This is a genomic window from Streptomyces maremycinicus (genome assembly GCF_001184025.1).
GTDB classification, from domain to species: Bacteria; Actinomycetota; Actinomycetes; order Streptomycetales; family Streptomycetaceae; genus Streptomyces; species Streptomyces maremycinicus.
This window is the reverse complement of the sequence record NZ_BBYG01000015.1, coordinates 240,392-265,262: the sequence shown is the minus strand read 5'-3', so window position 1 is coordinate 265,262 and position 24,871 is coordinate 240,392. Positions and strand designations below refer to the sequence as shown.

20 protein-coding genes and 2 pseudogenes are annotated in these 24,871 nt (G+C 71.8%); 12 read left to right on the top strand and 10 right to left on the bottom strand.

What is annotated here, in order from left to right; genetic code table 11:
* Positions 1–67 precede the first annotated feature (67 nt).
* Positions 68–1,497 (top strand): annotated as a pseudogene (locus AOQ37_RS21945) (endo-1,4-beta-xylanase).
* Between the two features lie 782 nt (positions 1,498–2,279).
* Here AOQ37_RS21945 and AOQ37_RS21940 read toward each other — a convergent pair.
* Positions 2,280–2,585 carry a putative quinol monooxygenase gene (locus AOQ37_RS21940; RefSeq protein ID WP_062646303.1) on the bottom strand — a complete coding sequence of 102 codons (306 nt, stop codon included), beginning with the start codon at positions 2,583–2,585 and terminating at the stop codon, positions 2,280–2,282.
* Between the two features lie 323 nt (positions 2,586–2,908).
* Between AOQ37_RS21940 and AOQ37_RS41450 the strand changes: the two genes are divergently transcribed.
* The 8 genes and pseudogenes from AOQ37_RS41450 (at position 2,909) to AOQ37_RS41445 (ending at position 8,485) form a co-directional block, all read left to right on the top strand.
* Entirely contained in the window at positions 2,909–3,016 is a 108-nt protein-coding gene (locus AOQ37_RS41450) for a helix-turn-helix domain-containing protein (RefSeq protein WP_234436979.1), read from the top strand.
* A 220-nt stretch (positions 3,017–3,236) separates the two neighbouring features.
* Positions 3,237–3,650, top strand: coding sequence for a GlcG/HbpS family heme-binding protein (locus AOQ37_RS21935; protein ID WP_062646302.1), 414 nt, complete (start codon positions 3,237–3,239; stop codon positions 3,648–3,650).
* Positions 3,651–3,782: 132 nt separating this feature from the next.
* Positions 3,783–3,955: pseudogene (locus AOQ37_RS39975) on the top strand (DJ-1/PfpI family protein); the annotation flags it as partial.
* A gap of 87 nt (positions 3,956–4,042) precedes the next feature.
* Positions 4,043–5,236, top strand: a complete 1,194-nt coding sequence (locus tag AOQ37_RS21930; RefSeq protein ID WP_062646301.1) for an alcohol dehydrogenase catalytic domain-containing protein — start codon at positions 4,043–4,045, stop codon at positions 5,234–5,236.
* 365 nt (positions 5,237–5,601) lie between these two features.
* Complete coding sequence (locus AOQ37_RS21925) at positions 5,602–6,447, top strand: aldo/keto reductase (RefSeq protein ID WP_062646300.1); 846 nt, start codon at positions 5,602–5,604, stop codon at positions 6,445–6,447.
* Positions 6,448–6,817: 370 nt separating this feature from the next.
* Positions 6,818–7,267, top strand: a complete 450-nt coding sequence (locus AOQ37_RS21920) for a DUF1931 family protein (RefSeq protein ID WP_062646299.1) — start codon at positions 6,818–6,820, stop codon at positions 7,265–7,267.
* A gap of 161 nt (positions 7,268–7,428) precedes the next feature.
* Complete coding sequence (locus AOQ37_RS21915) at positions 7,429–7,992, top strand: type 1 glutamine amidotransferase domain-containing protein (RefSeq protein WP_062646298.1); 564 nt, start codon at positions 7,429–7,431, stop codon at positions 7,990–7,992.
* Between the two features lie 208 nt (positions 7,993–8,200).
* On the top strand, positions 8,201–8,485 hold the full coding sequence (locus AOQ37_RS41445; protein ID WP_234436978.1) for a hypothetical protein: 285 nt from the start codon (positions 8,201–8,203) through the stop codon (positions 8,483–8,485).
* Between the two features lie 160 nt (positions 8,486–8,645).
* Here AOQ37_RS41445 and exaC read toward each other — a convergent pair whose 3' ends face one another.
* The 5 genes from exaC to xylB all read right to left on the bottom strand — a co-directional run bounded on the left by exaC (position 8,646) and on the right by xylB (position 15,434).
* Positions 8,646–10,169: an acetaldehyde dehydrogenase ExaC gene (gene exaC / locus AOQ37_RS21910; protein WP_062646297.1), complete on the bottom strand. Its 1,524-nt coding sequence runs from the start codon at positions 10,167–10,169 to the stop codon at positions 8,646–8,648.
* Between the two features lie 251 nt (positions 10,170–10,420).
* The gene (locus AOQ37_RS21905) at positions 10,421–11,689 is read right to left on the bottom strand and encodes a helix-turn-helix domain-containing protein (RefSeq protein ID WP_062646296.1); all 1,269 of its coding nucleotides are present in this window, start codon (positions 11,687–11,689) and stop codon (positions 10,421–10,423) included.
* 76 nt (positions 11,690–11,765) lie between these two features.
* On the bottom strand, positions 11,766–12,368 hold the full coding sequence (locus tag AOQ37_RS21900; protein WP_062646295.1) for an N-acetylmuramoyl-L-alanine amidase: 603 nt from the start codon (positions 12,366–12,368) through the stop codon (positions 11,766–11,768).
* A 389-nt stretch (positions 12,369–12,757) separates the two neighbouring features.
* Complete coding sequence (locus AOQ37_RS21895; RefSeq protein ID WP_062646294.1) at positions 12,758–13,966, bottom strand: ROK family transcriptional regulator; 1,209 nt, start codon at positions 13,964–13,966, stop codon at positions 12,758–12,760.
* 22 nt (positions 13,967–13,988) lie between these two features.
* The gene (xylB, locus tag AOQ37_RS21890) at positions 13,989–15,434 is read right to left on the bottom strand and encodes a xylulokinase (protein ID WP_062646293.1); all 1,446 of its coding nucleotides are present in this window, start codon (positions 15,432–15,434) and stop codon (positions 13,989–13,991) included.
* Positions 15,435–15,586: 152 nt separating this feature from the next.
* On the opposite strand from xylB, the gene xylA reads away from it, so the two are divergent.
* Both xylA and AOQ37_RS21880 read left to right on the top strand, forming a co-directional pair.
* Positions 15,587–16,753 (top strand): xylose isomerase, encoded by a 1,167-nt coding sequence (gene xylA, locus AOQ37_RS21885; protein ID WP_062646292.1) that lies wholly within the window; start codon positions 15,587–15,589, stop codon positions 16,751–16,753.
* A gap of 231 nt (positions 16,754–16,984) precedes the next feature.
* Positions 16,985–17,461 carry a hypothetical protein gene (locus AOQ37_RS21880; RefSeq protein WP_062646291.1) on the top strand — a complete coding sequence of 159 codons (477 nt, stop codon included), beginning with the start codon at positions 16,985–16,987 and terminating at the stop codon, positions 17,459–17,461.
* 58 nt (positions 17,462–17,519) lie between these two features.
* Here the strand turns inward: AOQ37_RS21880 and AOQ37_RS21875 are convergent, their stop codons facing one another.
* From AOQ37_RS21875 to AOQ37_RS21865, 3 genes are all read right to left on the bottom strand, one after another.
* Positions 17,520–18,863: an esterase-like activity of phytase family protein gene (locus AOQ37_RS21875; protein WP_062646290.1), complete on the bottom strand. Its 1,344-nt coding sequence runs from the start codon at positions 18,861–18,863 to the stop codon at positions 17,520–17,522.
* Positions 18,864–19,022: 159 nt separating this feature from the next.
* Entirely contained in the window at positions 19,023–20,312 is a 1,290-nt protein-coding gene (locus AOQ37_RS21870; RefSeq protein ID WP_062646289.1) for an SWIM zinc finger family protein, read from the bottom strand.
* Complete coding sequence (locus tag AOQ37_RS21865) at positions 20,309–23,323, bottom strand: SCO1167/SCO6262 family helicase (protein ID WP_062646288.1); 3,015 nt, start codon at positions 23,321–23,323, stop codon at positions 20,309–20,311. The genes AOQ37_RS21870 and AOQ37_RS21865 overlap by 4 nt, the downstream gene beginning before the upstream one ends.
* A gap of 241 nt (positions 23,324–23,564) precedes the next feature.
* On the opposite strand from AOQ37_RS21865, the gene AOQ37_RS21860 reads away from it, so the two are divergent.
* Positions 23,565–23,747 (top strand): tail-anchor membrane protein, encoded by a 183-nt coding sequence (locus AOQ37_RS21860; protein ID WP_062646287.1) that lies wholly within the window; start codon positions 23,565–23,567, stop codon positions 23,745–23,747.
* 100 nt (positions 23,748–23,847) lie between these two features.
* Here the strand turns inward: AOQ37_RS21860 and AOQ37_RS21855 are convergent, their stop codons facing one another.
* Positions 23,848–24,762: a hypothetical protein gene (locus tag AOQ37_RS21855; RefSeq protein WP_062646286.1), complete on the bottom strand. Its 915-nt coding sequence runs from the start codon at positions 24,760–24,762 to the stop codon at positions 23,848–23,850.
* Positions 24,763–24,871 lie beyond the last annotated feature (109 nt).

The following is a 24,871-nucleotide window of genomic DNA, read 5'->3' as shown; positions in this document are numbered from 1 at the left end:
GTGGCAACGGTCGGCGCATTCCCCTTCGCTTCAGTCCTTCCGTGATCTCTGCCTTGGAGGCACAGCCATGAGCTCGTACGCCCATCCCGGATCCGCTGTCCGCCGGAGGATGCGTGGCCTGCCGTTGGCGCTGGTCGTCGGCGTCCTCGGGGCGGCCGCCACGCTGGCCGCACCGCCGACCGCACACGCCGCGGAGAGCACGCTCGGCGCCGCGGCGGCGCAGAACGGCCGCTACTTCGGCACCGCCATCGCCTCGGGCAGGCTGGGCGAATCGGCGTACACGTCGATCGCGAGCCGCGAATTCAACTCGGTGACGGCCGAGAACGAGATGAAGATCGACGCCACCGAGCCCCAGCGAGGCCAGTTCAACTTCACCGCCGGTGACCGCGTCCACAACTGGGCCGTGCAGAACGGGAAGCAGGTGCGCGGCCACACCCTGGCCTGGCACTCCCAGCAGCCCGGCTGGATGCAGAGTCTCAGCGGCAGCAACCTGCGCCAGGCGATGATCGACCACATCAAGGGCGTGATGACCCACTACAAGGGCAAGATCGCCCAGTGGGACGTCGTGAACGAGGCCTTCGCCGACGGCAGTTCAGGAGCCCGGCGCGACTCCAACTTACAGCGCACCGGCAACGACTGGATCGAGGTCGCCTTCCGCACCGCGCGCGCCGCCGACCCCGCCGCCAAGCTCTGCTACAACGACTACAACGTCGAGAACTGGACCTGGGCCAAGACCCAGGCCATGTACGCCATGGTCCGGGACTTCAAGCAGCGTGGCGTGCCGATCGACTGCGTCGGCTTCCAGTCGCACTTCAACAGTGACAGCCCCTACAACAGCAACTTCCGCACCACCCTTCAGAGCTTCGCGGCCCTCGGCGTCGACGTGGCCGTCACCGAACTCGACATCCAGGGCGCCTCGCCCACGACCTACGCCGACGTGACCAACGACTGCCTGGCCGTACCGCGCTGCCTCGGCATCACCGTCTGGGGTGTGCGCGACAGCGACTCCTGGCGACCGCAGCACACGCCGCTGCTGTTCAACTCCGACGGCAGCAAGAAGCCCGCCTACACAGCCGTCCTCAACGCCCTCAACGGCGGCTCCTCCACGCCCCCCGGGATTCCGGACAGATCAAGGGCGTCGGTTCGGGCCGCTGCCTGGACGTGCCGAACGCCGGCACCGCCGACGGCACCCAGGTCCAGCTGTGGGACTGCGCCGGCGGCACCCATCAGCAGTGGACGCCCACCGCCGCGGGCGAGCTCAGGGTCTACGGCAACAAGTGCCTGGACGCCGGCGGCACCGGCAACGGCACCAAAGTCCAGATCTACAGCTGCTGGGGCAACGACAACCAGAAATGGCGCCTCAACTCCGACGGATCCATCGTCGGCGTCCAGTCCGGCCTCTGCCTCGACGCCGTCGGAGCCGGTACCGCCAACGGCACCCTGATCCAGCTCTACTCCTGCTCGAACGGCAGCAACCAGCTCTGGACCCGCACCTGAGAAGACCTGCCACAGCCGCACCTCGGGGTGGAGCCAGGATGATCCTGGCTCCACCGCCGTCGATGTCCGTCCCGGACAGAAGAGTCCCGGACAGAAGAACGGAGGGGGCTATTTCAGGTGGCGGTGATCTCGGCTGCCTCCCGGGCGATCGACCGCACGCTCTAGAAGAAGCCCAGCTTCTTCGGCGAGTACGACACCAGCAGGTTCTTCGTCTGCTGGTGGTACACGCGACGCACCCGCTTTGACCAGGGTCGATGCGTCATGGGGAGGCTTGTCGGCCGATGTTGGCCCGAATATGGTCCGGATCATGGAAGTGCCCGGCTGGCAGACCTCGGATCCCGTGCCGCTCGGCGGGGGCAGAGCGAACACATCAATGCCGTCGTTCGGGTCTGTCGGTCTGCGCGGGTGGTGAGGTCGGCTGCCAGTTGCCCGGTGAGGGCACTCGGGTTGCTGCTATCGGCGTACTCGAGCAGGTGCAGGAGGGCGGCGAGTTCGCCCTGGCGGACAGATAGGTGAGTCAGCGGGTCGGAGGCGCTGGAGATGGGGCGTCCGGTTCGCGATGATCACGCCAAAGCCGTAACCGCAGTCCAGCGACCGGCGATCCGCGCGCGGCGCGGATCGCCGGAGGCCACGAGGACGATTACCGTCCGGCTCCGAGCCGCAGCAGGTGATCGGCGCGGACCTGACCTGCCCGTCGACGTCTTGCGGCAGGTGCCGAGCGGGGTCGGGAGCGCGGGCGTCGGGGGCGGCGGCCCCGCGGGGCCGCCACGCCGCGTCCGGTTTCAGGGCAGCTTGTGCGCGAGAACGTCGAGTTGCTCGATGGAAGGCGGCTCGGAGAGCAGCTCGGGGGCTCGTTCCATCAGAGCTGAGCCCAGTCGGCCTGCGAGGTGGTCCTGGCGTGCGGAGCCGTCGGGGAAGACGTCGAAGATCGCGAAGGTGGTCGGGCTCAGGCGCACCGCGAACCAGGCGATGGTGCCGGGCTCCTCCTGCACGATGTCACGGCCGCTGCGGAGAAAAGCGGCGACTTCTTCCTCCTTGCCGGGCTTGGCCTCCATGCGTACGTACAGCCCGACGTTGACGTCTGCCATGAGGGGACTCCTTTTCGGTGCTCGGCCGCCCGCGAGCGCCCGGGCACTGCCGTGACCGGTTGGCATAGAACGGCCCCATTATGGGCGGATGAATAGGGAATTGCGCATATTCGCCTCACGCAGGCTGGCCGAATCACCCTCACCGCGCCGCAGTACCCCGACGTGCGGGTCAGACGTACGGCTCATGCGGAACCCACAGGCGAAACGCGCTCCGGACCGCGCTTTCCAGGGGGCTGCCCGAAGAGCAGAGGCGCCGTAGCCGCGCCGACCTGGAGGCGTAGGAATCCTGTGACGACAGGCGCCGTCGGGCGGGTGGCGTCCGAGTGGAGACCCTGTCCCAGTACTTCAGCTGCGGCGGCAACTACGACGAGACCGCAGATTCCCTCGCGATCCACTGCGAAGTCCACATCGCGCAGGGTGCGGAGCGGTAGCTCGCGGTCGTCCACTCCGAAACCTTCCCGGGGCCCTGCCAGGCCACCCGGGGCCGGGGATCCGTTTCCCAGCCACGGGTGCTTGGGTCGGTCCTCGGGGTGGGCCTGCCGTGCGCATCGGAGCACGCGAGGTTCAGCCCGGTAGGCGGAGGCGCGCGGGGTCGGAATACACCAGGTTGTGGGTACACAGCCGCCTACCCACAACAGAAAGAACCTTGCCATGACCATCAAGACGGAGTCCGTGTCCCTGGAGGACGCCCGGCGAGTCGTCGCTGCGGGGGAGGCCAAGGCCGACGAGATCGGCTCGCCGAGCAACATTGCTGTCGTCGATGTCGGCGGCAACCTCGTCGCGCACATCCGGATGGACGAGGCTTGGATCGGGAGCGTCGACATCTCCGTCAGCAAGGCCTTCACGTCCCGGGCCTTCGACATCAGTACCGCCGACCTGGCCGCCAACGCGGGCCCCGGTGAGCAGTTCTTCGGGATCGACGCATCCAACAACGGACGCGTCATGATCTTCGCGGGCGGTGTCCCGCTGCGGCTGGGCGACCGGATCGTCGGCGCCGTGGGCGTCAGCGGCGGCAGCGGTGAGCAGGACCAGACCGTGGCCGAGGCTGCGGCGACGGCCCTCTGACGACTGGCCCCGCCATGCCGTGATCAGCGGAGCCTCGGCGCGGCCGCTCGTTGGAAACTTTCCGGTTCGCCAGGACAAACCGGGCTGGATCACTACCAGGTTCGTATACACGACGCTTGGTACCGGCACAGCCGCCTCACCTCTTGGCCCAGCATTCGTACTGACCTGCGCAACGCGGGCGCCGAGGTCATCGATGAGGAGGTCGTGATCGACCGCCGGCTGATCTCCGGCCGCGGCCCGCAGGACCTCCCCCCTTCTGCAAGGCGATCATCGAATGCTTCGCCGCCGCGCTGCAACCCGCCTGACCGGGAGGAGTCCCAAGCCACCGAAATGACATCCGGCACTCCCACGGCCGAGTCCCCGTGGATCGTGGATCAGCAGAGGAGATCGTCATGGCAAGCAGCAACCGCGCCGTCACCTTCCAGAACACGAAAGACATGCGCGTCGAGTCCCTGGACTTCCCGAAGCTTCAGATGCCGAACGGGAAGAAGGCCCCGCACGGCGTCGTCCTCAGGATCGTCGCCACCAACATCTGCGGGAGCGATCTGCACATCTACCGCGGGTCCTTCCCTGTGCCCCAGGGCATGGTGATGGGGCACGAGATGACCGGGGAGGTCATCGAGGTCGGCCCCGACGTCGAGTTCCTCGGTGAGGGCGACCTCGTCTCCGTCCCGTTCAACGTGGCCTGCGGGCGATGCCGCAACTGCAGGGCGCGCCGGACCGACGTGTGCGAGACCACGAACCCCAAGGTGTCCTGCGGAGCGTACGGCTTCAACCTGGGCGACTGGACCGGCGGCCAGGCCGAGTACCTGTTCGTCCCGTACGCCGACTTCCAACTCCTGCGCTTCCCGGACAGGGACCAGGCCATGGCGAAGATCCGTGACCTGGCGCTGCTCTCGGACATCCTGCCCACCGCGTTCCACGGTCTCATGGAGGCCGGTGCCAAGCCGGGCTCGACCGTGTACCTCGCCGGTGCCGGTCCGGTCGGCCGCTGCGGCGCAGCAGCGGCGCGCCTCCTCGGGGCGTCCTGCATCATCGTCGGCGACCACCACAAGGACCGCCTGGAACTGATGAAGAACAACGGTTGCGAAACGATCGACCTGAGCCAGGACGCAGCGCTCACCGACCAGATCGAGGCCATCCTGGGCGAACCCATGGTCGACTGCGCAGTCGACTACGTCGGCACCGAGGCGCACGGCATCGGCCGCCAGGCCGAGGACATGGACCCGGCCTACGCCCTCAACCAGGTGATCGACGCCACCCGCGCGGGCGGAGCCACCGGCGTCATCGGCGTCTACGGCCCCGACCCGCTCGCGAAGTCGAAGGCCGAGCAAGAAGGAACGTACCCGATCGACTTCGGCAAGGCCTGGATCAAGTCGCCGCGGATCGCCGCCGGGCAAGCACCGATCATGCACTACAACCGCGAGCTGATGATGGCGATCCTGTGGGACCGCATGCCCTACCTGAGCGCCATGCTCAACACGAAGGTGATCAGCCTCGACGACGCCCCCGACGCCTACGCGACCTTCGACACGGGAGTGCCCGAGAAGTTCATCATCGACCCACACGGCCTCATTCCCGCCTGAGTCCCGCACGCCGGGCGGGGATGCCCGCGGGAACACAGCATCCCCATCGACTTCGGTGAGAGGCGGAATGGATCGCCTTCAGCACCGTCATGGGGGCATCGCTACCGCGTGGGTCGGCGACTGTACCAACGCCGGTGGAGACGAGAGCGCGGCCACCAGAACACGGACCAGCGCCGCACCCTCTACTCCTCCTGCCTGACCGCCCTCACCTGCGCCCGCACCCGGTCCCGGCACGCCCTCGGCGCAGTCCGCTCGCCCCTCCTGACCTCCCTGCGGCGCATGGGACACCGGTTGTCTGGGAGGCGGACCTGGGTACTCGCCTTGGGCGCGTGACACACGGACCCGCGGCAGACGGGAGGCCGAAGATGTCTGCGGAACCGGCCAGAACCCTCGCGCTCCCCTCCGGTGAGGAGATCCCGACGCTCGGGCAGGGCACCTGGTACCTGGGCGAGGAACCGGCCCGGCGTCAACAGGAGATCGCCGCACTGCGGCTGGGCGTGGACCTGGGCATGACCGTCGTGGACACGGCGGAGATGTACGGCGACGGCGCAGCCGAGGAGCTCGTCGGGGAGGCCCTTCGGGGACGTCGGGAGGAGGTCTTCCTCGTCAGCAAGGTGCTGCCCGGCCACGCCGACCGGCAGGGTACCGTCGCCGCCTGCGAGGACAGCCTGCGCCGGCTCCAGACGGAACAACTGGACCTCTACCTGCTGCACTGGCGGGGACGGTGGCCACTCGAGGAAACCCTTGCGGGCTTCACCGACCTGATGGAGGCGGGGAAGATCCGTTACTGGGGCGTGAGTAATCTGGACGCCGCCGACATGGTCGAGCTGACCGCCCTCCCCGGCGGCGACGCGGTCGCCGCCGACCAGGTGCTGTACAACCTCTCCCGGCGCGGCGTCGAGTGGGATCTGCTCCCCTGGTGCCGCGAGGCCGGGGTGGCGGTCATGGCCTACTCCCCGATCGAGCAGGGCCGGCTGCTGAAGGCCGAAGGTCTGGGTGCCGTGGCCCGATCCCTGGGAGCTACGCCGGCCCAGGTGGCACTCGCCTGGGTGCTGGCACGAGGGGCGGTCGCAATCCCGCGTTCCGGATCACCCGACCACATTCGGGAGATCCGCGGCGCGGTGGACCTCCACCTTCCGCCCGAGGCGCTCGACGCTCTCGACAGGGCGTTCCCGCCGCCCGACGGCCCCACGTCCCTGGAGATGCTCTGAAGCGGTGACAGGACGGCGCGCCCCCGCTCAGCCCGGCCACCACACCGGGCCCGGCCCTGCTGCCATCCAGGCGGGGCGCCCTGATGCGGTGCCCCCTACAGTCCCGCTTCCCCAAGCTGGTCGTGCTGTTCGGTCGGCAACTCTCGTCCGAGGCATTGCCATGCCGTGCAGCCTGTGTGGACGGACGGCTGGCCAAGGGATGTGCGCGCAATTCATGCTGCCCTGCCAGGAGAAGCATGGGTGGCCCTTTTCGGCCTGGGGTACGGAGGCGCTCAGCAGAGGGCTCTGCCAATCTCGACCGGGTAACAGCCCATGGCGGCGCGAGCGAGAGCGAACGATGCCGTCCGTTCCCGGTGAGGAGGCGAGAGGCATGACCGTGATGGGAGTGTCGAAGTTCGAGTGGTTCTTTCGCGTGGTCGCAAGCCTCGACGTGGACAAGAACGACCTGAAGCGGTACGGCGAGTTCGTTGACGCCAAGCTCTACGATTTCTTGGTTGTCGGCCAGGCGTCGGCCAAGGCCAACGGCAGGGATACCGTCGAACCGTGGGACCTGCCGGTCACCAAGGGCCTCCAGGAGTGCATCCACAGGTTCCGGCGATTCGACGAGGAGGTCGAGCTGAAGCCGATCCTGGAACAGCTCGCCGCGCATCCTCCCCTCGACAGGACACCCACCCCGGCGGCCGAAGAGCGGTACCCCGAGATCATCGGCGGTCTCAGCGTCGCCCTCGCCGAAACGTTCAAAATCATGTATCCGGATGTCAAGAACCCTCAGACCAGGCACTGGGACGGTGTGACCGCGGTGTTCGACCGGCTGCTGTAACAGTCGCGACCCTTGCCTCACTACCGGCCGACTCGGAACCTCGTTTCGAGGTCCGTCTCGTCGCGCGTTGACCTGACCTGGAGGCAAGCCAGGAAAGCTGCCGGCTCTTCGGGCACCCGTCGCTCACATCACAACCGGCAACTCGTGAAAGGAGCCGCACCATGGCACAGGAACTCCGGGGGATGCTGGTGGGGATTTTGGCCACCGACGGCGTCGAGCGCGTGGAACTCGACCAACCGCGTGGTGCGCTGCAGGGCGCAGGCGCGAAGACCGAGATTGTCTCGCTTCACCCCGGCGAGATCCAGGCCCGCCAGTTCGACTTGAACGCGGCCGGAACTTTCCCCGTAGACCGCCTGGTCGCCGACGCCTCCGTTGACGACTACCACGCTCTGCTCCTGCCCGGCGGCACCATGAACCCCGACCAGTTGCGGATGGACCGCGACGCGGTGCAGTTCGTCAAGGACTTCATGGCCAGTGGGAAACCGGTCGCATCGCTCTGCCACGGTCCGTGGACCCTGGTGGAAGCCGACGCCATGCGTGGCCGCCGTCTGACGTCCTGGCCCAGCATCCGCACCGATCTGCGCAACGCCGGCGCGGAGGTCGTCGACCAGGAGGTGGTCGTCGACGGGCAGCTGGTCACCAGCCGCAGCCCGGCCGACCTGCCCGCCTTCTGCGCCGCCATCGTGGAAGAGTTCGCTCGGGCGCACCACCCCACGCCCCGCTGACCCGGCGGAATCGGCCCACGGGACGCCTCGCGAGCGATCCGTCACAAGCCGGAACGCACGCCCCGGCCGTTCCAGCTGTTCGTGGAAGTGACCAGTACCGGTAGCCCCGCGTCGGCACAGGTGGTGACGACCGCCGTGACGACCTCGCTCTTCCCCGTGCCGGGCGGTCCGGTCGCGTGGGTACTTCACCCAGAACCCGCTGAGCGGCTTGCGGTGGTCTGCGCCGGAAGTTGCCGACGAAGTCGATCCGGACTGCGTGCCCAATCCGGCGCAGGTGGGCCGCCTGCTTGCTGCGGTCAGGGCGCTGCCCGGTCGAGGCCCACACCTGTACGCCTACCCGGCAGAGTGTGCGCGCCGCGCCGGACAAAGCATCCGGGTTCGCTTCCGCTACTACGCCAAGTTTCTGGCCGAGGCGCGGAACCATGCCAACACCCTGATCGAGGAGTCGATGCGAAGGCGGGAGGGGCAGGACGGCAGTGCAGAGGACGCATGAACCGGGCCTTGGCCCGGAAATGCCCCGGAACAGCTGGTCAGAGGTGGGATGGCAGTGAGACATATCAGGAGTTACTCTGCGCTTCACCCCGTGGCTTGGATGCACGCCGGGAAGGGCGCCTGTCAGGTGAAATGCCTCATCAGGCGCCCTTTTTCGGCGTCTAGAAGAAGCCCAGCTTCTTCGGCGAGTACGACACGAGGAGGTTCTTCGTCTGCTGGTAGTGCTCCAGCATCATCTTGTGCGTCTCGCGGCCGATGCCCGACTGCTTGTACCCGCCGAAGGCGGCGTGCGCCGGGTACGCGTGATAGCAGTTCGTCCAGACGCGACCGGCCTGGATCGCCCGGCCCGCGCGGTACGCCGTGTTGATGTCCCGCGTCCACACGCCCGCCCCGAGGCCGTACAGCGTGTCGTTCGCGATCTTGATGGCGTCGTCGAAGTCGTCGAACGAGGCCACCGAGACCACCGGCCCGAAGATCTCCTCCTGGAAGATCCGCATCCGGTTGTCGCCCTCGAAGATCGTCGGGCGGACGTAGTAACCCCCCTTCAAGTCTCCGTCGTACTCGGCGCGTTCGCCTCCGGTGAGGATCTTGGCGCCCTCCTCCCGGCCGATGTCGATGTACGAGAGGATCTTGGCGAGCTGGTCGCTGGACGCCTGCGCCCCGATCATCGTGTCGGTGTCCAGCGGATGGCCGGGCTTGATCAGCTCGGTACGGGCGACGGCCGCCTGGAGGAAGTCGCCGTAGTTGCCGCGCTGGATCAGCCCGCGGGACGGGCAGGTGCACACCTCGCCCTGGTTCAGCGCGAACATGGTGAAGCCTTCGAGGGCCTTGTCCCTCAGGTCGTCGTCCTTCTCCCACACGTCGTCGAAGAAGATGTTCGGCGACTTGCCGCCCAGCTCCAGCGTGACGGGCTTCAGGTTCTGCGAGGCGTACTGCATGATCAGCCGCCCCGTCGACGTCTCGCCCGTGAAGGCGATCTTCGCGACGCGCGGGCTGGACGCGAGGGGCTTGCCCGCCTCCTCGCCGAAGCCGTTGACGATGTTCACCACACCCGGCGGCAGCAGATCGGCGACCAGGCTCATCCAGTAGTGGAGCGACACGGGCGTCTGCTCGGCGGGCTTGATCACCACCGCGTTGCCCGCGGCGAGGGCCGGCGCGAGCTTCCAGGTGGCCATCAGGATGGGGAAGTTCCAGGGGATGATCTGCGCGACGACGCCGAGCGGCTCGTGGAAGTGGTAGGCCACCGTGTCGTCGTCGACCTCGCTGAGCGCACCCTCCTGGGCCCGGACCGCACCGGCGAAGTAGCGGAAGTGGTCGATGGCCAACGGGATGTCCGCGGCCAGCGTCTCGCGGACGGGTTTGCCGTTCTCCCAGCTCTCCGCGACCGCGAGGGGCTCCAGATGCGCCTCCATCCGGTCGGCGATCTTCAGCAGGATGTCGGAGCGTTCGGTCGCCGAGGTGCGGCCCCAGCCGGGCGCGGCCGCGTGCGCCGCGTCGAGCGCCCGCTCCACGTCCTCCGCCGTGCCGCGCGCCACCTCGGTGAACGTCTCGCCGTTCACCGGAGACGGGTTGTCGAAGTACTGCCCCCGGGCCGGGGGCACGTACTCGCCGCCGATGTAGTGGTCGTATCGGGCCTGGTAGGAGACGATCGCGCCCTCGGTTCCGGGCGCCGCGTAACGGGTCATCCTGCTCTGCCTCCCTCAGCAGCGCTGCCCGCCGTTGGGCAGCTCTGCGCGGGAGGCTAGGGAAGCGGACGTTGCATCCACGTTGCGACGCCCACCCCGACGCCTCGACGTGCGTCACCTCGACCTGCGACACCCCGATGTGCGGGGACTCGACCTGCGACACCCGGACGTGCGGGGCCTCGACGCGCGGGGGCGGCTGCCCCGCCCCCGGCCGGGCCGCCCGGCCTACGGGGGCGGCCTACGGGGGCGGCCTACGGGGGTGGCCGTCCGGACGGTGCCGTCAGCTCCCACTCCAGGGACGCGAGGCGCGCCCGTATCGCCGCCGTGGGACGGGCGGTCGCGAGCGCCCGCCACACGGCGAGGTCGTCCTCGCCCCACGGCGCGTGCGCCCAGTCCGCGAGCAGATCGGGGTCGCCGCAGGCGATCAGCGCGGCGCGCAGCCCCTCGGCGAGCCGGCGCCTGAGCCGGGCCACCGCCGGGGCCCGGGACGACGGCAACGGCGGCCCGGTGTACGCGGTCACCGCCGCCGTGACCGCGCCGGCGGCCAGCCTGCGTTCGACGACGGCGACGTCTGACTCGCACTCGGCGGTGAGCCGGTAGGGGCGCGAGGTCAGCAGCCCGGGGCCGAGCACCCCGCGCAGCCGGGTGAGTTCGGCCCGCAGCGTCACCGGGGTGACCGACTCGTCCTCGTACAGCGCGCACAGCAGCTCGTCACCCGTCAGCCCCTCGGGATGACGGGCCAGCAGCACCAGGATCTCGCTGTGCCGGCGGCTCAGCCTGATCTCGCGGCCGCCGGCGACCAGACGCGCCTCGTCACGGCCCAGCACGGAAAGCCGGGGCGTGTCGGTGGCGGGCCGCTCCGGGGCGAGCAGCGCCAGGTGCGCCTCGGCGGCCCGCGCGACCGCCCGCACGAAGCCCAGGCTGTGCGGATGCGCCAGTCCGTCCCCGCCCGTGATGTCCACGGCACCCAGCACCCGCCCGGTCCGCGGATCGTGAACGGGCGCCGCGGCGCAGGTCCACGGCTGCACCCGCCGGATGAAGTGCTCGGCGGCGAACACCTGCACCGGCCGGTCCAGGGCGACCGCCGTGCCCGGCGCGTTCGTCCCGACCGCGCTCTCCGCCCATCGCGCGCCCGGCACGAAGTTCATCCGGTCCGCCTGGCGCCGGGTCGCCGCGTGGCCCTCGACCCACAGCAGCCTGCCGCGCGCGTCGCACACCGCCAGCAGATGCTCCCCGTCGGCGGCGAACGTGCCCATCAGTTCACGGAACAACGGCATCACCCGCGCCAACGGGTGCTCGGACCGGTAGGCACCGAGATCGCCGTCGGTCAGCTCGACGCTCGCCGTGCCGTCGGGACCGACACCGGCCCGCGCGGAACGCCGCCAGGAATCCGCCACGACGGCGCGCACCGGCCGGGGCATGGTTCCCGCCTCGGTGAACGTCTCATGCGCCCGCCGCAGGATCCGCACCCGCTCGGCAGGGTCGGCACCCGGTTCCAGGGCCACCCAGGGATCGGTCAACTCGTCCTCCCGGAAGGCGATACGGCTGGAGACATCGTCACTCCGGGAGCGCCGACCGACAACAGTTCGGACGGCGTCACCAGGCGCGGCTCACGAGTCTCAGGTAGCGGTCCCAGTCCCAGTTCGGACCGGGATCGGTGTGGTCGGTGCCCGGCACCTCGTAGTGGCCGATGATGTGCGCCCGGTCCTTCGGGATGCCGTACCGGTCGCAGACCGAGGCCGTCAGCCGGGCGGACCCCAGGTAGAGGGCGTCGGTGAAGTAGTCCGGTCTGTCCACCCACCCCTCGTGCTCGATACCGATGCTGCGCGTGTTGTGGTCCCAGTTGCCCGCGTGCCAGGCGATGTCGGACTCGCGCACACACTGCGCCACATGACCGTCCACGGAGCGCACGACATAGTGGGCGGACACTTTCTTGCGCGGGTTCTGAAAGACGGTCAGGGCCTGGGCGTACAGGGTCTGCGTGACATGGATGACGACACGGTCGACGGGATGGCTCGTCGGGCGGTCGGCCGGGGTGCGGTTGGCGGCGGCCGCGGGCTGCCACTCGGCGAGCGGGTGGTCGACGTCCCGGGGCCGGGCGCCGGCCCGCGTGTCGGGCAGCAGTGTGTACGGAACGGCGGCGAGGGCGGCGCCCTTGAGGAGGATCCGTCGGCCGGGGAGGGGTTTCGTTCGTTCCACGGGGTGCTGCCTTTCGGGGTCTCGGACGTCCGGCGGGCGGTACCGGAGCGCGTGCGGGCGCCGGTCGATCCGGTGACGTGTCCGGCCCTCGCCGAATCCGTGCTCCCGTACCGGCCGGCCACCGCCGTCACGGGTCGGCGTCCGGCTGTGTCCCGCCCGCATCACGCTACGGCGCCGAGGGGCCGGGCAGGGGGACGCGCCGGGGTTCGGTGGACGTGTACGGGATTGTGGACAACTCGCTCACCCGAACGGGGAGTTCCGGGTCCGGTCGGCAGGCTCGGCCGGCGACACGAGGGCGGACGGCGGCCCAGGAGCGGGGCGGTTGAGGCGGCCCGTGGCAGGCCCGTCCACGGCCCGTCCTGCTCAGGCCCGTCCACGGCCCGTCCTGCTCAGGCCCGCTCCGCCACGGCGGCGGGATCGTCCAGCACGGCCCGCACCACCGAGTGCGCGGCCCCCAGCAACGGGCCCTCGGGGCCCAGCCGGGAGACGGACACGGGACGGGCGGGGCCCGCCGTGCGCCGGGAGAGCTCGGTCTCGAGCGACGGGAGCAGCCACGGCGCGAGCCCGGCCAGGGCGCCACCGAGCACGACGCCCTCCGGGTCCAGCAGGTTGAGCGCCCCGGTGAGGGCGATGCCCAGGGCCGTTCCCGCCTCGCGCAGCGCCCGCCGTACGTCCGGGTCGCCGTCCGCGGCGCGTCCCGCGAGGAGTCCGACGCGGTCCTCGCCCGGTGCCAGCCCGGCCGCGCGCAGCACCGCCTCCTCACCGGCGTACTGCTCCAGACATCCGCGCCCGCCGCACACGCACCGTGGCCCGTCGGGGTGTACCGGCACATGGCCCAGCTCACCGGCGAAGCCGCGGGTCCCGCGTAGCAGGCTGCCGTCCACCACCAGCGCGGCGCCGATGCCGATCTCGGCCGACACGTGCAGGAAGTCCCTCGGGGTGTCCGCGCCGAGCCAGAGTTCGGCCAGTCCGCCGAAGTTGGCCTCGTTGTCCACGGTGAGCGGGAACTCCCCGGGCAGCAGCGCGCCGAGGTCGACGTCCTGCCAGTCGAGGTTCGGCGCGCGGACGACCGTACGGCCGTCGCGGGCGACCAGGCCGGGGACGGCCACGGCGAGTCCGGCCGGCCACAGTCCGGCGGGCTCGGCCTCGGCGATCACCCGGCGCACCAGCGCGGTCAGTTCCTCCACCACCGGTGCGGGGGAGCGGCCCCGGTTGGTGCCGTGCCGCACGGCCCGCGCCCGTACCTCGCCGCGCAGGTCGACGGCGCAGACCGCCAGGTGGTCGACACCGATCTCGGCGCCTATGCCCGACGGGCCGCGCCCGCTGACCGCCAGCGCCGACCCGGGGCGGCCGACCCGGCCGGGCCGCTCGGGGCCCAGTTCCTCGATGAGTCCGGTGCGTATGAGTTCGTCGACGAGGGTCGACACCGCTGCCCGGGTCAGGCCGATGCGTGAGGCGACCGCCGCGCGCGAGAGCGGTCCCTCGGCGCTGACGGCGTGCATCACCCGGGCCAGGTTGCGGCGGCGCATGCCCTGCTGGGTGTCGGGCAGTGCGCGCCCCGGGCCGGTAGGCCGGGCCTCGTGCAGCGGTGCGGTCATGCCTCCGTCGATTCGTCGGGGTTCAGTGGGCGTCCGCGCTCCGGTCCAGCAGCGGGGCCGCGTCGGAGAGTACCCCGGCGATCCTGGCGAGCGCCGCCTCGTCCCGTTCGACGGCGTCGAGCACCGGCCCCCGGGTGGTGTTCCAGCGGCGGGCGACGGCCGCCGGGTCCTCGCCGGTCAGCAGACCCGCCGCCTGCGCCGCGGCACCCAGCGCGACGAGCTCCTTGGCCTCGGGCACCTGGACCGGGCGTCCGGACAGTCGGCGCACGGTCTGCTGCCAGGCCGTGCCCCGGGCGCCGCCGCCGATCAGCAGCAGCGGCGCCGAGCGGTCCGCGTCCTCGTCGAGGACCAGGTCGAGCGCGCCGAGCAGGGAGTACACCGCGCCGTCGTAGGCGGCCTGGAGCAGCTGACCGCCGGTCGTGTCGTGGCGCAGACCGTGCAGGAGGCCCGAGGCGTTCGGCAGGTTCGGGGTGCGTTCGCCGTCCAGGAAGGGCAGCAGCGTGAGGCCCGCGGCGGGTTCCACGGCCTCGCGGTCCAGGCCCAGCAGGGCGGCCACGCGGTCGACGGCGAGCGTGCAGTTCAGGGTGCAGGCCAGGGGCAGCCAGTCGCCGTGCGCGTCGGCGAAGCCCGCCACGGTGCCGGTGGGGTCGGTCGGGCGGCGCTTGGCCACCGCGTACACCGTGCCCGAGGTCCCGAGGCTGAGCACGGGGGTGCCGGGGCGCAGCCCGAGGCCCAGGGCCGCCGCCGCGTTGTCACCGGTGCCCGGGGCGACCAGGGTGCCCTTGGCGAAGGGCAGGTCGTGGCTGTCGCGTACGGTGCCCGCCACTTCCCCGGGCCGCACCACGCGGGGCAGCAGGGCGGGGTCGAGACCCACGTGGGCGAGGATCTCCGCGTCGTACGACTCGGTCGCCGACGCCCACCAGCCGGTGCCGGAGGCGTCACCGCGGTCGGTCGTGCCCTCGCCCGTGAGGCGCTCGGTGAGGTAGTCGTGGGGGAGACGTACGGCCTTCGTGGCGCGCAGGGCCTGCGGCTCGTGCTCGGCCAGCCAGGCCCACTTCGTGACCGTGAAGGAAGCGGCCGGGACGGACCCGGTGCGCTCCGCCCAGAACTTCGCTCCGCCGAGTTCCTCGGTCAGCCGACGGGCCTGCGGGGCGGAGCGCACGTCGTTCCACAGCAGCGCCGGGCGGACCGGCTCACCGCGCTCGTCCAGGGTGACGAGCCCGTGCTGCTGACCGCCGACCGACACCGCGGCGGCCTCGCGGGCCGCGTCACCGCACTGGTGCAGGGCCTCGCGCAGGGCGTCCCACCACTGGCGCGGGTCGCTCTCGCGGCCGGCCCCGGAGGACACCGTGTGCGGCGCCTGGCCGCTCGCGACGACCTGCCCGGTGGCGGCGTCGACGACCAGCGCCTTGGTGGACTGGGTGGACGTGTCCACGCCGACGACGAGCGGACCCTCGGCTGCTGACATCGGGCTCTCCCTCAAGTTTTTCCACGGCTCCACGGGATCTGTCTTCCCAGAGATGCGTCCGCATACTAATTTGTAAACTGCCATGACGAAATAGCTCGCGACACAGTCCGCGAGACATTCGGCGACACAGACTTCAAGCAAGGAGCCGCGGTATGAGCTACCAGCCCACCCCCGACGACAGGTTCACCTTCGGCCTCTGGACCGTCGGCTGGCAGGGACGGGACCCGTTCGGCGACGCCACCCGGCGTGCCCTGGACCCGGTCGAATCGGTGCAGCGCCTGGCCGAGCTCGGCGCCTACGGCGTGACCTTCCACGACGACGACCTGATCCCCTTCGGGTCCTCCGAGAGCGAGCGCGAGGAGCACATCAAGCGCTTCCGCCAGGCCCTGGATACCACCGGCCTGACCGTGCCGATGGCCACCACCAACCTCTTCACGCACCCCGTCTTCAAGGACGGCGCGTTCACGGCGAACGACCGTGACGTGCGGCGCTACGCCCTGCGCAAGACCATCCGCAACATCGACCTGGCCGTCGAGCTCGGCGCGAAGACCTACGTCGCCTGGGGCGGCCGTGAGGGCGCGGAGTCCGGTGCCGCCAAGGACGTACGGGTGGCCCTCGACCGCATGAAGGAGGCCTTCGACCTCCTCGGTGAGTACGTGACCTCCCAGGGTTACGACCTGAAGTTCGCCATCGAGCCCAAGCCGAACGAGCCGCGCGGCGACATCCTGCTCCCCACCGTCGGCCACGCCCTGGCCTTCATCGAGCGCCTGGAGCGCCCGGAGCTCTACGGCGTCAACCCCGAGGTCGGCCACGAGCAGATGGCCGGGCTGAACTTCCCGCACGGCATCGCCCAGGCGCTGTGGGCGGGCAAGCTCTTCCACATCGACCTCAACGGCCAGTCCGGCATCAAGTACGACCAGGACCTGCGCTTCGGCGCGGGCGATCTGCGCTCCGCGTTCTGGCTGGTCGACCTGCTGGAGAGCGCAGGCTACGCGGGCCCGAAGCACTTCGACTTCAAGCCGCCGCGCACCGAGGACCTCGACGGTGTGTGGGCCTCGGCCGCGGGCTGCATGCGCAACTACCTGATCCTCAAGGAGCGTGCCCTCGCGTTCCGCGACGACCCGGAGGTCCAGGAGGCCCTGCGCGCCTCCCGCCTGGACGAGCTCGCCCAGGCCACGGCGGCCGACGGCCTGGAGAGCCTGCTCGCCGACCGCACCGCCTTCGAGGAGTTCGACCCCGAGTCGGCCGCCGCCCGCGGCATGGCTTTCGAGCACCTCGACCAGCTCGCCATGGACCACCTCCTCGGCGCCCGGGGCTGAACCCGCCCGCACGCGTGTGCGCACGCGCGGGGCGTGCGCACACGCGGGCCGTCGGACGACCGGTCCTCCCTCGGTCCGTGAGCGGCCCGTGAGTCCTTCGGGGCGGGATCCGGCGATCTGTGAGCGGTTCGCGAGCCGAATGCGCCGGAATCATGCGGTCCATGACCTGGGTCGGTATCAACTTGACTGCGGGGCTCGCGCCGCGGGCGGTTCACCGCGACGCTGGACGCCATGGCCATGCCGCCCGTACCGCCCCAACCGCCCGGACCGCCGGGCGACACGCCGCCTCCGGGCGGCTTCGGACCACCCCACTCCGGCTACGGCCCCGACGACGGGACGGGCGGGGGCGGCTGGTCGCCCCCGCCGCCGGGCCCGCCGGGCGGCCCCGGACGGCGCAGGAACCCCCTCTTCGTCGTCCTGGCGCTGCTCGTCGTCGCCGCGGCCGTCGTCGCCGTCGTGCTGATGGCCCGCGGAGGCGACGACTCACCGGACGGTGAGCCGACCGCCGGCAACAGCAGCGGCTCCGCTCCCACCCCGTCCTTCAGCCTGCCGGTCGAGCTGCCCAGCGGCCTGCCGAGCGGACTGCCCTCGAACTTCCCCAGCGACCTCCCGACCAGCCTCCCGACCAGCCTGCCGAGCACCTTGCCGACCGAGCTGCCGAGCGACCTCCAGTCGCTGCTGCCCTCGCTGGAGGAACTGCTGCCCTAACGGGCACGCGCGCGTGGCGGCCCCACACCGCCGCGCGCGCGTGCCGAGGTTGCGTCGCTCACACGCCCCGCGGCAGCCGCACATAGACGACCTTCGTCTCGATACCGCTGTCGACGAGCCGGCCCTGCGCGTCGAACGCGCCGGTGCCGTCCGTCATCCCGAAGTCGTTGTCGTTGACGAGGGCCAGCGTGGAGTGGTCCACGAGGGCGACACCCTCGATCTTCCCGGGCACCCCGGCGACCGTGCCGAGGTCGACGGCGAGCCGCTTCGCCAGCACCGGCACCCCCGAGGCGGCGGGGTCTTCCAGCTGCTCCAGCGACGGGGAGGTCGTGTCGTCGTCCCAGCGGCTGCCCAGGATGTTCGCCGACCGGCTCAGCCGCACCAGGTGCAGCCGCGCGGCCTTGTCGGTGCGCTCCTCCACGAGCAGCCGGTCACCGCCCACGGCGACCACCGAGGAGATCTTGAGCTCGGAGGTGTCGTCCTCGCTCGGGTCGACCACGTCCACCGGGTCGAAGCGGTAGGCGTACTCGGCGGTGACGGCCTTCTTCTTCGGCGAGAAACGCAGCAGCCGCGCGGTCCGCGAACCCTCTCCCGCGTCCGTGTCCGGGATCGACAGCGGGCTCTGCACCGCCAGCACGAGGTCACCGCCCGGGAGCTGCGCAAGACCCTCGAAACCGCGGTTGATCTTCCGGTGCAGCAGGACCGCCGGCAGCGCCTCCACCACGGGGTAGTCCGTTCCCGTGAGCTTCAGCCCCTCGGGCACGTAGCGCGTCAGCACCCGCCCGCGCGCTGAGACGTGCACCAGCGAGGGCCCGTACTCGTCGACGAGCCAGAAACTCCCGTCCGCCGCCCGCACGATGCCCTCGGTGTCCAGCCCGTTCGGGTTGAACGACAACGGCGTCCGCGCGTCGTAGGAGTACGGCGCCTCGTCGCGCCCCGCCTGGTTCGACAGACCCGTCACGGGCTTGCCCGACGTCGTGGTGACCGGGATCGCCTGGAGCACCTTCACGGTGTCCCCGGACACCCGGATCCGCACGATCGCCGGGTCGAACCCGGGCACGGCGAACGTACGGCGCTTGGTGCCGTCCACCTTGATCTGCCCGTTCGGCCCGCGGTCGGTCACCGTCCAGAACTCGTCCTTGCGGCCCGTCGGATAGATGTCGCTGCCGATGCCGCCGAGGTCCACGCCCCGGTCGTCGGCCACCGTGCCGGGCAGCAGCGTGTCGCTGAAGGTCCCGAGCGGGATGTCGCCGAGCGTCGCGGTCCGCGTGACGTGCGCCGCCCGGTCCGGGGTGCCCGCGGTGGCCGGCCCGGCGGTGGCGAGCGCGGCCAGCACGGCGAGCGGTACGCCCGCCGCGACGGAACGGTGGACGCGGCGCCGACCGGTGGCGTGCGGGGACATTCGGCCTCCTGAGGAGAAGATGTGACAAGTTCGGTGACAGCGGCAAGAGTTGGGGCACGCGCCGAACGCCGCACGACCTCCGGGTGAACACCGGGCGTCGGCCGCCCGTCGGACCGGCGGCCCAGGTGCCACCGCGGGGGCCCGGGACGGGGAGAGCGCTTACTCCGCGTCGGTCCGGGCCATCACCAGGGCCGTCGCCGGGTCGCGCGCCGGCTCCCCGGCCGGCATCCAGCGGCCGCCCTCCTCCCGATACGGCCACCATGCGCCGTCCCGGCCGAGTCGCAACTGGCAGGGCGTTCCCACGACCGTCCACCGGTTGCCCCGCGCCCGCAGCATCGGCCGCTCGTCCTCCTCCCAGGCCGACTCCAGCGCGGCACGCGCGCGTGCGAGCGCCGCACCCTCCACGGCCCACTCCTCCTCCAGCACGGACAGGGCGGCCGCACCGCCGTGCCGCCAGGCCCGGACGGCAGCGGCCAGTTCCGCCCGGTCGCGCCCCGACGCGGCGGCGAGACGGCCCACCGCGGCCTCGCCGGGTCGGTCCGCCGCACCGGCCTCGCCGAGAACACCCTCGGCCAGCCGCACCGCGTCCTGACCCACGGTCAGCGGGGCGGCCGGCGACCGCCGTTCCGTCCCCTCGCGGAGCGCCTCGGCGAGCAGCAGGTGCGCCGCGACGGCCGTCCGGGCGGCCAGCGACTCCAGCGCCGCGGGGTCGACCCCGGCCGGCGCCGGTGCGTCCGTGTCCAGTGAGGGCGGCACACCCGGCTCCGGCGGCAGGCCGGGCACGGCGGGCAGCGGCGGCAGGATGTCCCCGGTCGCGTACGCCTCCGCCGCGTCCACGCCGTCGGCCCGCGGCGGCTCCACGGCGGACCGAGCGGCGCGGCCGCGCGCCTGGAGGTCGTCCAGCAGGCTGTGTTCGGCACGTCCCCGCAGCAGCAGGAGGATGAACGGATCCTGGTCGAGCAGCCTCGCCAGCTGGTAGCAGACCGCCGCCGTGTGACCGCAGTGGTCCCACGCCCCGCAGTCGCACCGCGCCTCGAGATCGCCTAGCCCCGGCAGCAGGTCGACGCCGGCCGACTCGGCGTCCTCGACCAGTCGGTACGGCATCTCCCGGTCGAGCAGCGCGGCGACATACCCCGCCCGCTCCACCACGAGGTCCAGGAGACGGTCCCACCGGTCGTCCGAGAGCCTGTCGAGCAGCACGTCCGCCCGGTGGCGCGTGTGATCGCGATCCTGGACGACGGCAGTGATGCGCCCCGGCCGCACCGACACCGCGCCCACTGCGCCCGCGCGCGCGAGCCGACGGCCCGTGCGCACCTGCTCCCCGTCCAGCGCGCCGTCCTCCAGGGCGGCCAGCCAGGCCCGTCCCCACCATGTCTGAGCGAACGCCCTCCCGCGCGCGGGAGGCAGCGCGGCGAAGGTCCGCTCCTCGACGCCGTCGTGCCCGTTCATCGCGCATCCCCCCGCAGTTCCACCAGCTCGGCCAGCTCGGCGTCCGTCAGTTCCGTGAGCGCCGCCTCACCGGCCCCGAGAACGGCGTCCGCGAGATCCTGCTTGCGGCGCAGCATGTCGGCGATGCGGTCCTCGATCGTGCCCTCGGCGATCAGCCGGTGCACCTGCACGGGCCGGGTCTGGCCGATGCGGTACGCCCGGTCGGTGGCCTGCGCCTCGACGGCCGGGTTCCACCAGCGGTCGTAGTGCACGACGTGCTCCGCGCGCGTGAGGTTGAGGCCCGTGCCCGCCGCCCTGAGCGACAGCAGGAACACGGGGACCTCACCGTCCTGGAAGCGCCGGACCATGTCCTCGCGCACGGGAACAGGCGTACCGCCGTGCAGGAACAGGGCGGGCACGCCCCGCGCCGCGAGGTGCTGTTCGAGGAGCCGGGCCAGGCGCACGTACTGGGTGAAGACCAGCACACTCGCCCCCTCGGCGAGGAGGGTGTCGAGCAACTCGTCCAGGAGCTCGAGTTTCCCGGAGCGCCCGGCGGTCGTCGGCCGCTCCTCCCTGAGGTACTGCGCGGGATGGTTGCAGATCTGCTTGAGGCCCGTCAGGAGCTTCACGATCAGCCCCCGGCGCGCCATGTCGTCGGCCTCGGCGATCGCCGCGAGCGTCTCGCGCACCACGGCCTCGTACAGGCCGGTCTGCTCCCGCGTGAGGGCCACGGGCCGATCGGTCTCGGTCTTGGGCGGCAGCTCGGGGGCGATCCCCGGGTCCGACTTGCGGCGGCGCAGCAGGAACGGTCCCACGAGCCGGCCGAGCCGCTCCGCCGCGGCCGGGTCCCCGCCGCTCTCGACGGCTCGCGCGTACCGGGTACGGAAGGCGCCGAGCCGGCCCAGCAGGCCGGGGGTCGTCCAGTCCAGGATCGCCCACAGCTCCGACAGGTTGTTCTCCACCGGAGTGCCCGTGAGCGCCACACGCGCGCGTGCGTCGAGGGTGCGCAGCGCCCGCGCGGTCGCCGAGTACGGGTTCTTCACGTGCTGCGCCTCGTCCGCCACGACGAGACCCCACGGCACCTCACGCAGCCGCGCGGTGTCCAGGCGCAGGGTGCCGTAGGTGGTGAGGACGAACTCACCGTCGGCGAGGGTCTCCAGGTCGCGGCGTGTCCCGTGGAAGCGGCGGACAGGCGTGCCCGGCGCGAACCTCTCGATCTCGCGCTGCCAGTTGCCCATCAGGGACGTCGGACAGACGACGAGGGTGGGACCCGCCGCCGAGGGGTCCGTCTGCCGGTGCAGATGCAGGGCGATCAGCGTGACGGTCTTGCCGAGCCCCATGTCGTCCGCGAGACAGCACCCCAGCCCCAGGGCGGTGGTCCGGGCCAGCCAGTCCAGCCCGCGCCGCTGGTAGTCGCGCAGCGTGGCGTCGAGAGCCGCGGGCTGCTCCATGGGCTCCCGCGCCTCGGGGTGGGTGAGCCGCTCCCGCAGGGCCGCCAGCCACCCCGTGGGCCGTACGTCGACCCGGCGGCCGTCCACCTCCGTCGAGCCCGTCAGCGCCGCGCCCAGCGCGTCCACGGGCGTCATCCTGCGGTCCTGCTGTGCGCGGGCACGGCGCAGTTCCCGCGGGTCGATCAGGACCCACTGGTCGCGCAGCCGCACCAGGGGGCGGCCGGCCTCCGCCAGCCGGTCCAGTTCCTCGCGCGTCAGCTGCTGGTCGCCCAGCCCGAACCACCAGGTGAACGTCAGGAGCGAGTCCGCCGACAGGAAGGACGGGGTGTCCGCACCGAGCCGGCCGGACCCGCCTTCGTCCTCCGGGGGCCCCACGACCGCGCGGGCGGTCAGGGTGCGGGCCAGCTCCCTCGGCCAGTGCACCTCGATCCCGGCGCCCGCCAGCGCGCGCGAACCCTCGCCCAGCAGCTCGGCGACCTCCTCGTCGAGGAGTTCGACGGCGTCCGGCACGGTGGCCGACAGCAGGGGTGTCAGGGCGGTCCAGACACGGGCCGCACGGCGCAGGGCGAGCAGGGTGTCCATCCGCGCGCGGGGGCCGAACGCCCCGCGCGTGACCCCGGAGTCGGCCCAGACGTCGGCGGCGTCCGCGACGAGCGCGGGATCACTCACACTGTGGACCTGCGGTACGACCCGGAACCTGGGCGCCACCCGGTCGGCCCCGTGGTCGTCCGTTCCCTCTCCGCCCGCCGTGGGCCCGTCCGCCGTCCGACCGTCTCCCGTGGGCCCGTCAGCCGTATGCCTGACGTCCGTGGGCCCCTCCGCGCCGGGCCGGCCGATCTCGGCCAGGTCGATCTCGGGCAGGTCGAGCCCCGAGACCTCGATCCGCAGCGAGATCCGTACGCCGGCGTCGTGGCCCGCGGCGATGTCGGCCGCCCACGCGCGCAGCTCCGGCAGGTGCTGGGGCCGCGGCGCCGCGTAGGCCGGGCCTCCGGTCAGGAGCGGCGCGGCAGGCGTACGGGGCAGCGTGTCCGCCACGGCGTCCAGGAAGGCGCGCAGCAGTCGTTCGGGATCGGGCAGGCGCAGCGGCGCCTGTGCGTCCACGGGTACGGCGTGGGCTTCCGGCGGCATCGAGGCGGCGAGTCGGCGTACCCGCTCGACGTCCTCCGGCGCGAGCGGACCGATCCGCCAGGCGTCGTGGTCCTCCGGTGACAGCCCGGGCAGCAGCAGACCGCGCGCGACACACCGCAGGGCCAGCAGAGCGGCCGCACCCCAGAACGCGGTCGCCCGGTGCGGGTCCGACACGGCACGCGCGCGTGTCAGCAGGGGAAGGGCGTCCTCCACCGCGAGCAGGACGGCGGGAACGCGCACGAGTGCCACACCGGTGCCGGTGGGCCGCACGACGGAAAGGTCCTCCACCAGATCCTCTCCCTGGCGGCGGCCGGTCAGGGCGGGAAGCGCGTCGTCGTCGGGTCGCCAGAAGGCGACGCGGCCGGTCCGGGCGGGGGAGCCGGGCACGAACACGGCCGCGCAATGTGCCGGTTCGAAGATTTCGAGCGGTGTGTCCACGGGAACCCTCTGCACGGCGATGAAACTACTCCTCAAACTTGACTACCCGAGGTGGGGTCGCCGAGGGTACAGCACCCGAGCGGGAAACGCGCACCTGGAAGGGCCCGGATCCGGGACGCCGACCTCGGGCGGGGGTTCTCAGGGGTGTCTCGGGGCTGTACCTCAGGGGTGTCTCAGGGTCAGGCTCGGAACCGCGGGCGGCGGGGAGCCGTTTTCATGGCAGAGAGCGGCAGTGGCCGCGAAGGAGGCGACGCAGATGGCGAGAAACGCGAAGATCGCCGCGGGGGGTGTGGCGGTCGGACTGCTGTTGTTGATCTGGCTGCCCTGGTGGGCGGCCCTGCTGATCGTGCTGGGGGTTCCGGCGGCGGCCTACCTCACCCTGGATCCCGCTCAGCGGCGCAGGCTGCGCCGTGTCACGCGCAAGGAGCTCGGGCGCTGAGCGGCGGGGACCGCGTCGCGGTCCCCGCCTTCCCGTCCCGGCCGAGCGTCGGCGCCCGCGGTGTGGGCCTCGCCCCGGTCACTTGGCGGCCGGGGCACCCTCAGAGCGGTCGTACGGCCATCTTGTCGAGCGCTTCGAGGAGTCCGGGCAGTTCCGGTCCGCGGCCGACCGGCAGCACCTCGCCGGGCTCTTCGTCGAGCAGGACGAACGCGATGTCGTCGGTCCTGGCCACCAGCGACCAGCCGGGACCGTCGGCGCGCAGGGTGCGGGCGTCACCGGGGGCGAACGACGAGCGGACGCGACCGAGCGGAGGCGGGGCGTCCACATAGGCGCGTACCTCTGCCAGGACGCGTCGGATGCCGCTGTGGCCCTTCGCCGTACCCGCCCCACCCCGGTGCCGGTCGGCCTCGTCGGCTGCGGCGGCCCGGTCGGGCGCGCCGGACCCGTCGCCCCGTGCTCCTTCGTCGGCGTCGGAGTCGGAGTCCGCGGCGTTGCCCTCCGGGGGCCGGGCGAAGTCCGCGTCGTCGATCTGCTCGCGCCACAGGGCCCACTGGAGCGCGATCTCGTCGGCCCCCAGCCGCCGCTGGGCCGGACCCCAGGTGGTCGTGTCCGGCGGTGACAGCGCGGGGCCGTCCGTGATCTCGGCGGCGGGATCGTGCGGCGCGGGCACCCCGGGAGCCGCGACGGCGACCGCCAGCGGCCAGCCGGGCAGTGCGGCGACGACCGTCCGCTCGCCGGGCGACAGGTCGTACTCCATGCCGCAGTCCCACGACGCGATGGCGACGGCCACCAGCGACACGTCGTCGATGACGACCGTCCACCGCGCGCCCTCGCCGTCCTGGCCCAGCACCAGCCCGTACCCGTCGGCGAGCGGCGGGAGGCCGAGCGCCGCACAGGCCTCCGGGTAGTCGTCGCCCAACGCGCTCGGGAACTTCGCCGGCGTCAGCAGCACCGCCGTGAGCACATAGAGCGCGTCGTCCGCGGCGGCGACGGCGTCCTCGTCCGTCCCAGCCATCCCAGCCTCCCCATAGGTTTGTCCAACGGCGCGCACCCTAGTGCGGCGGGAAGGCCCTTGTCACGACTCCCCGACATACCCGGAGCTGCGGCTTTCCGGTCGGACGGGG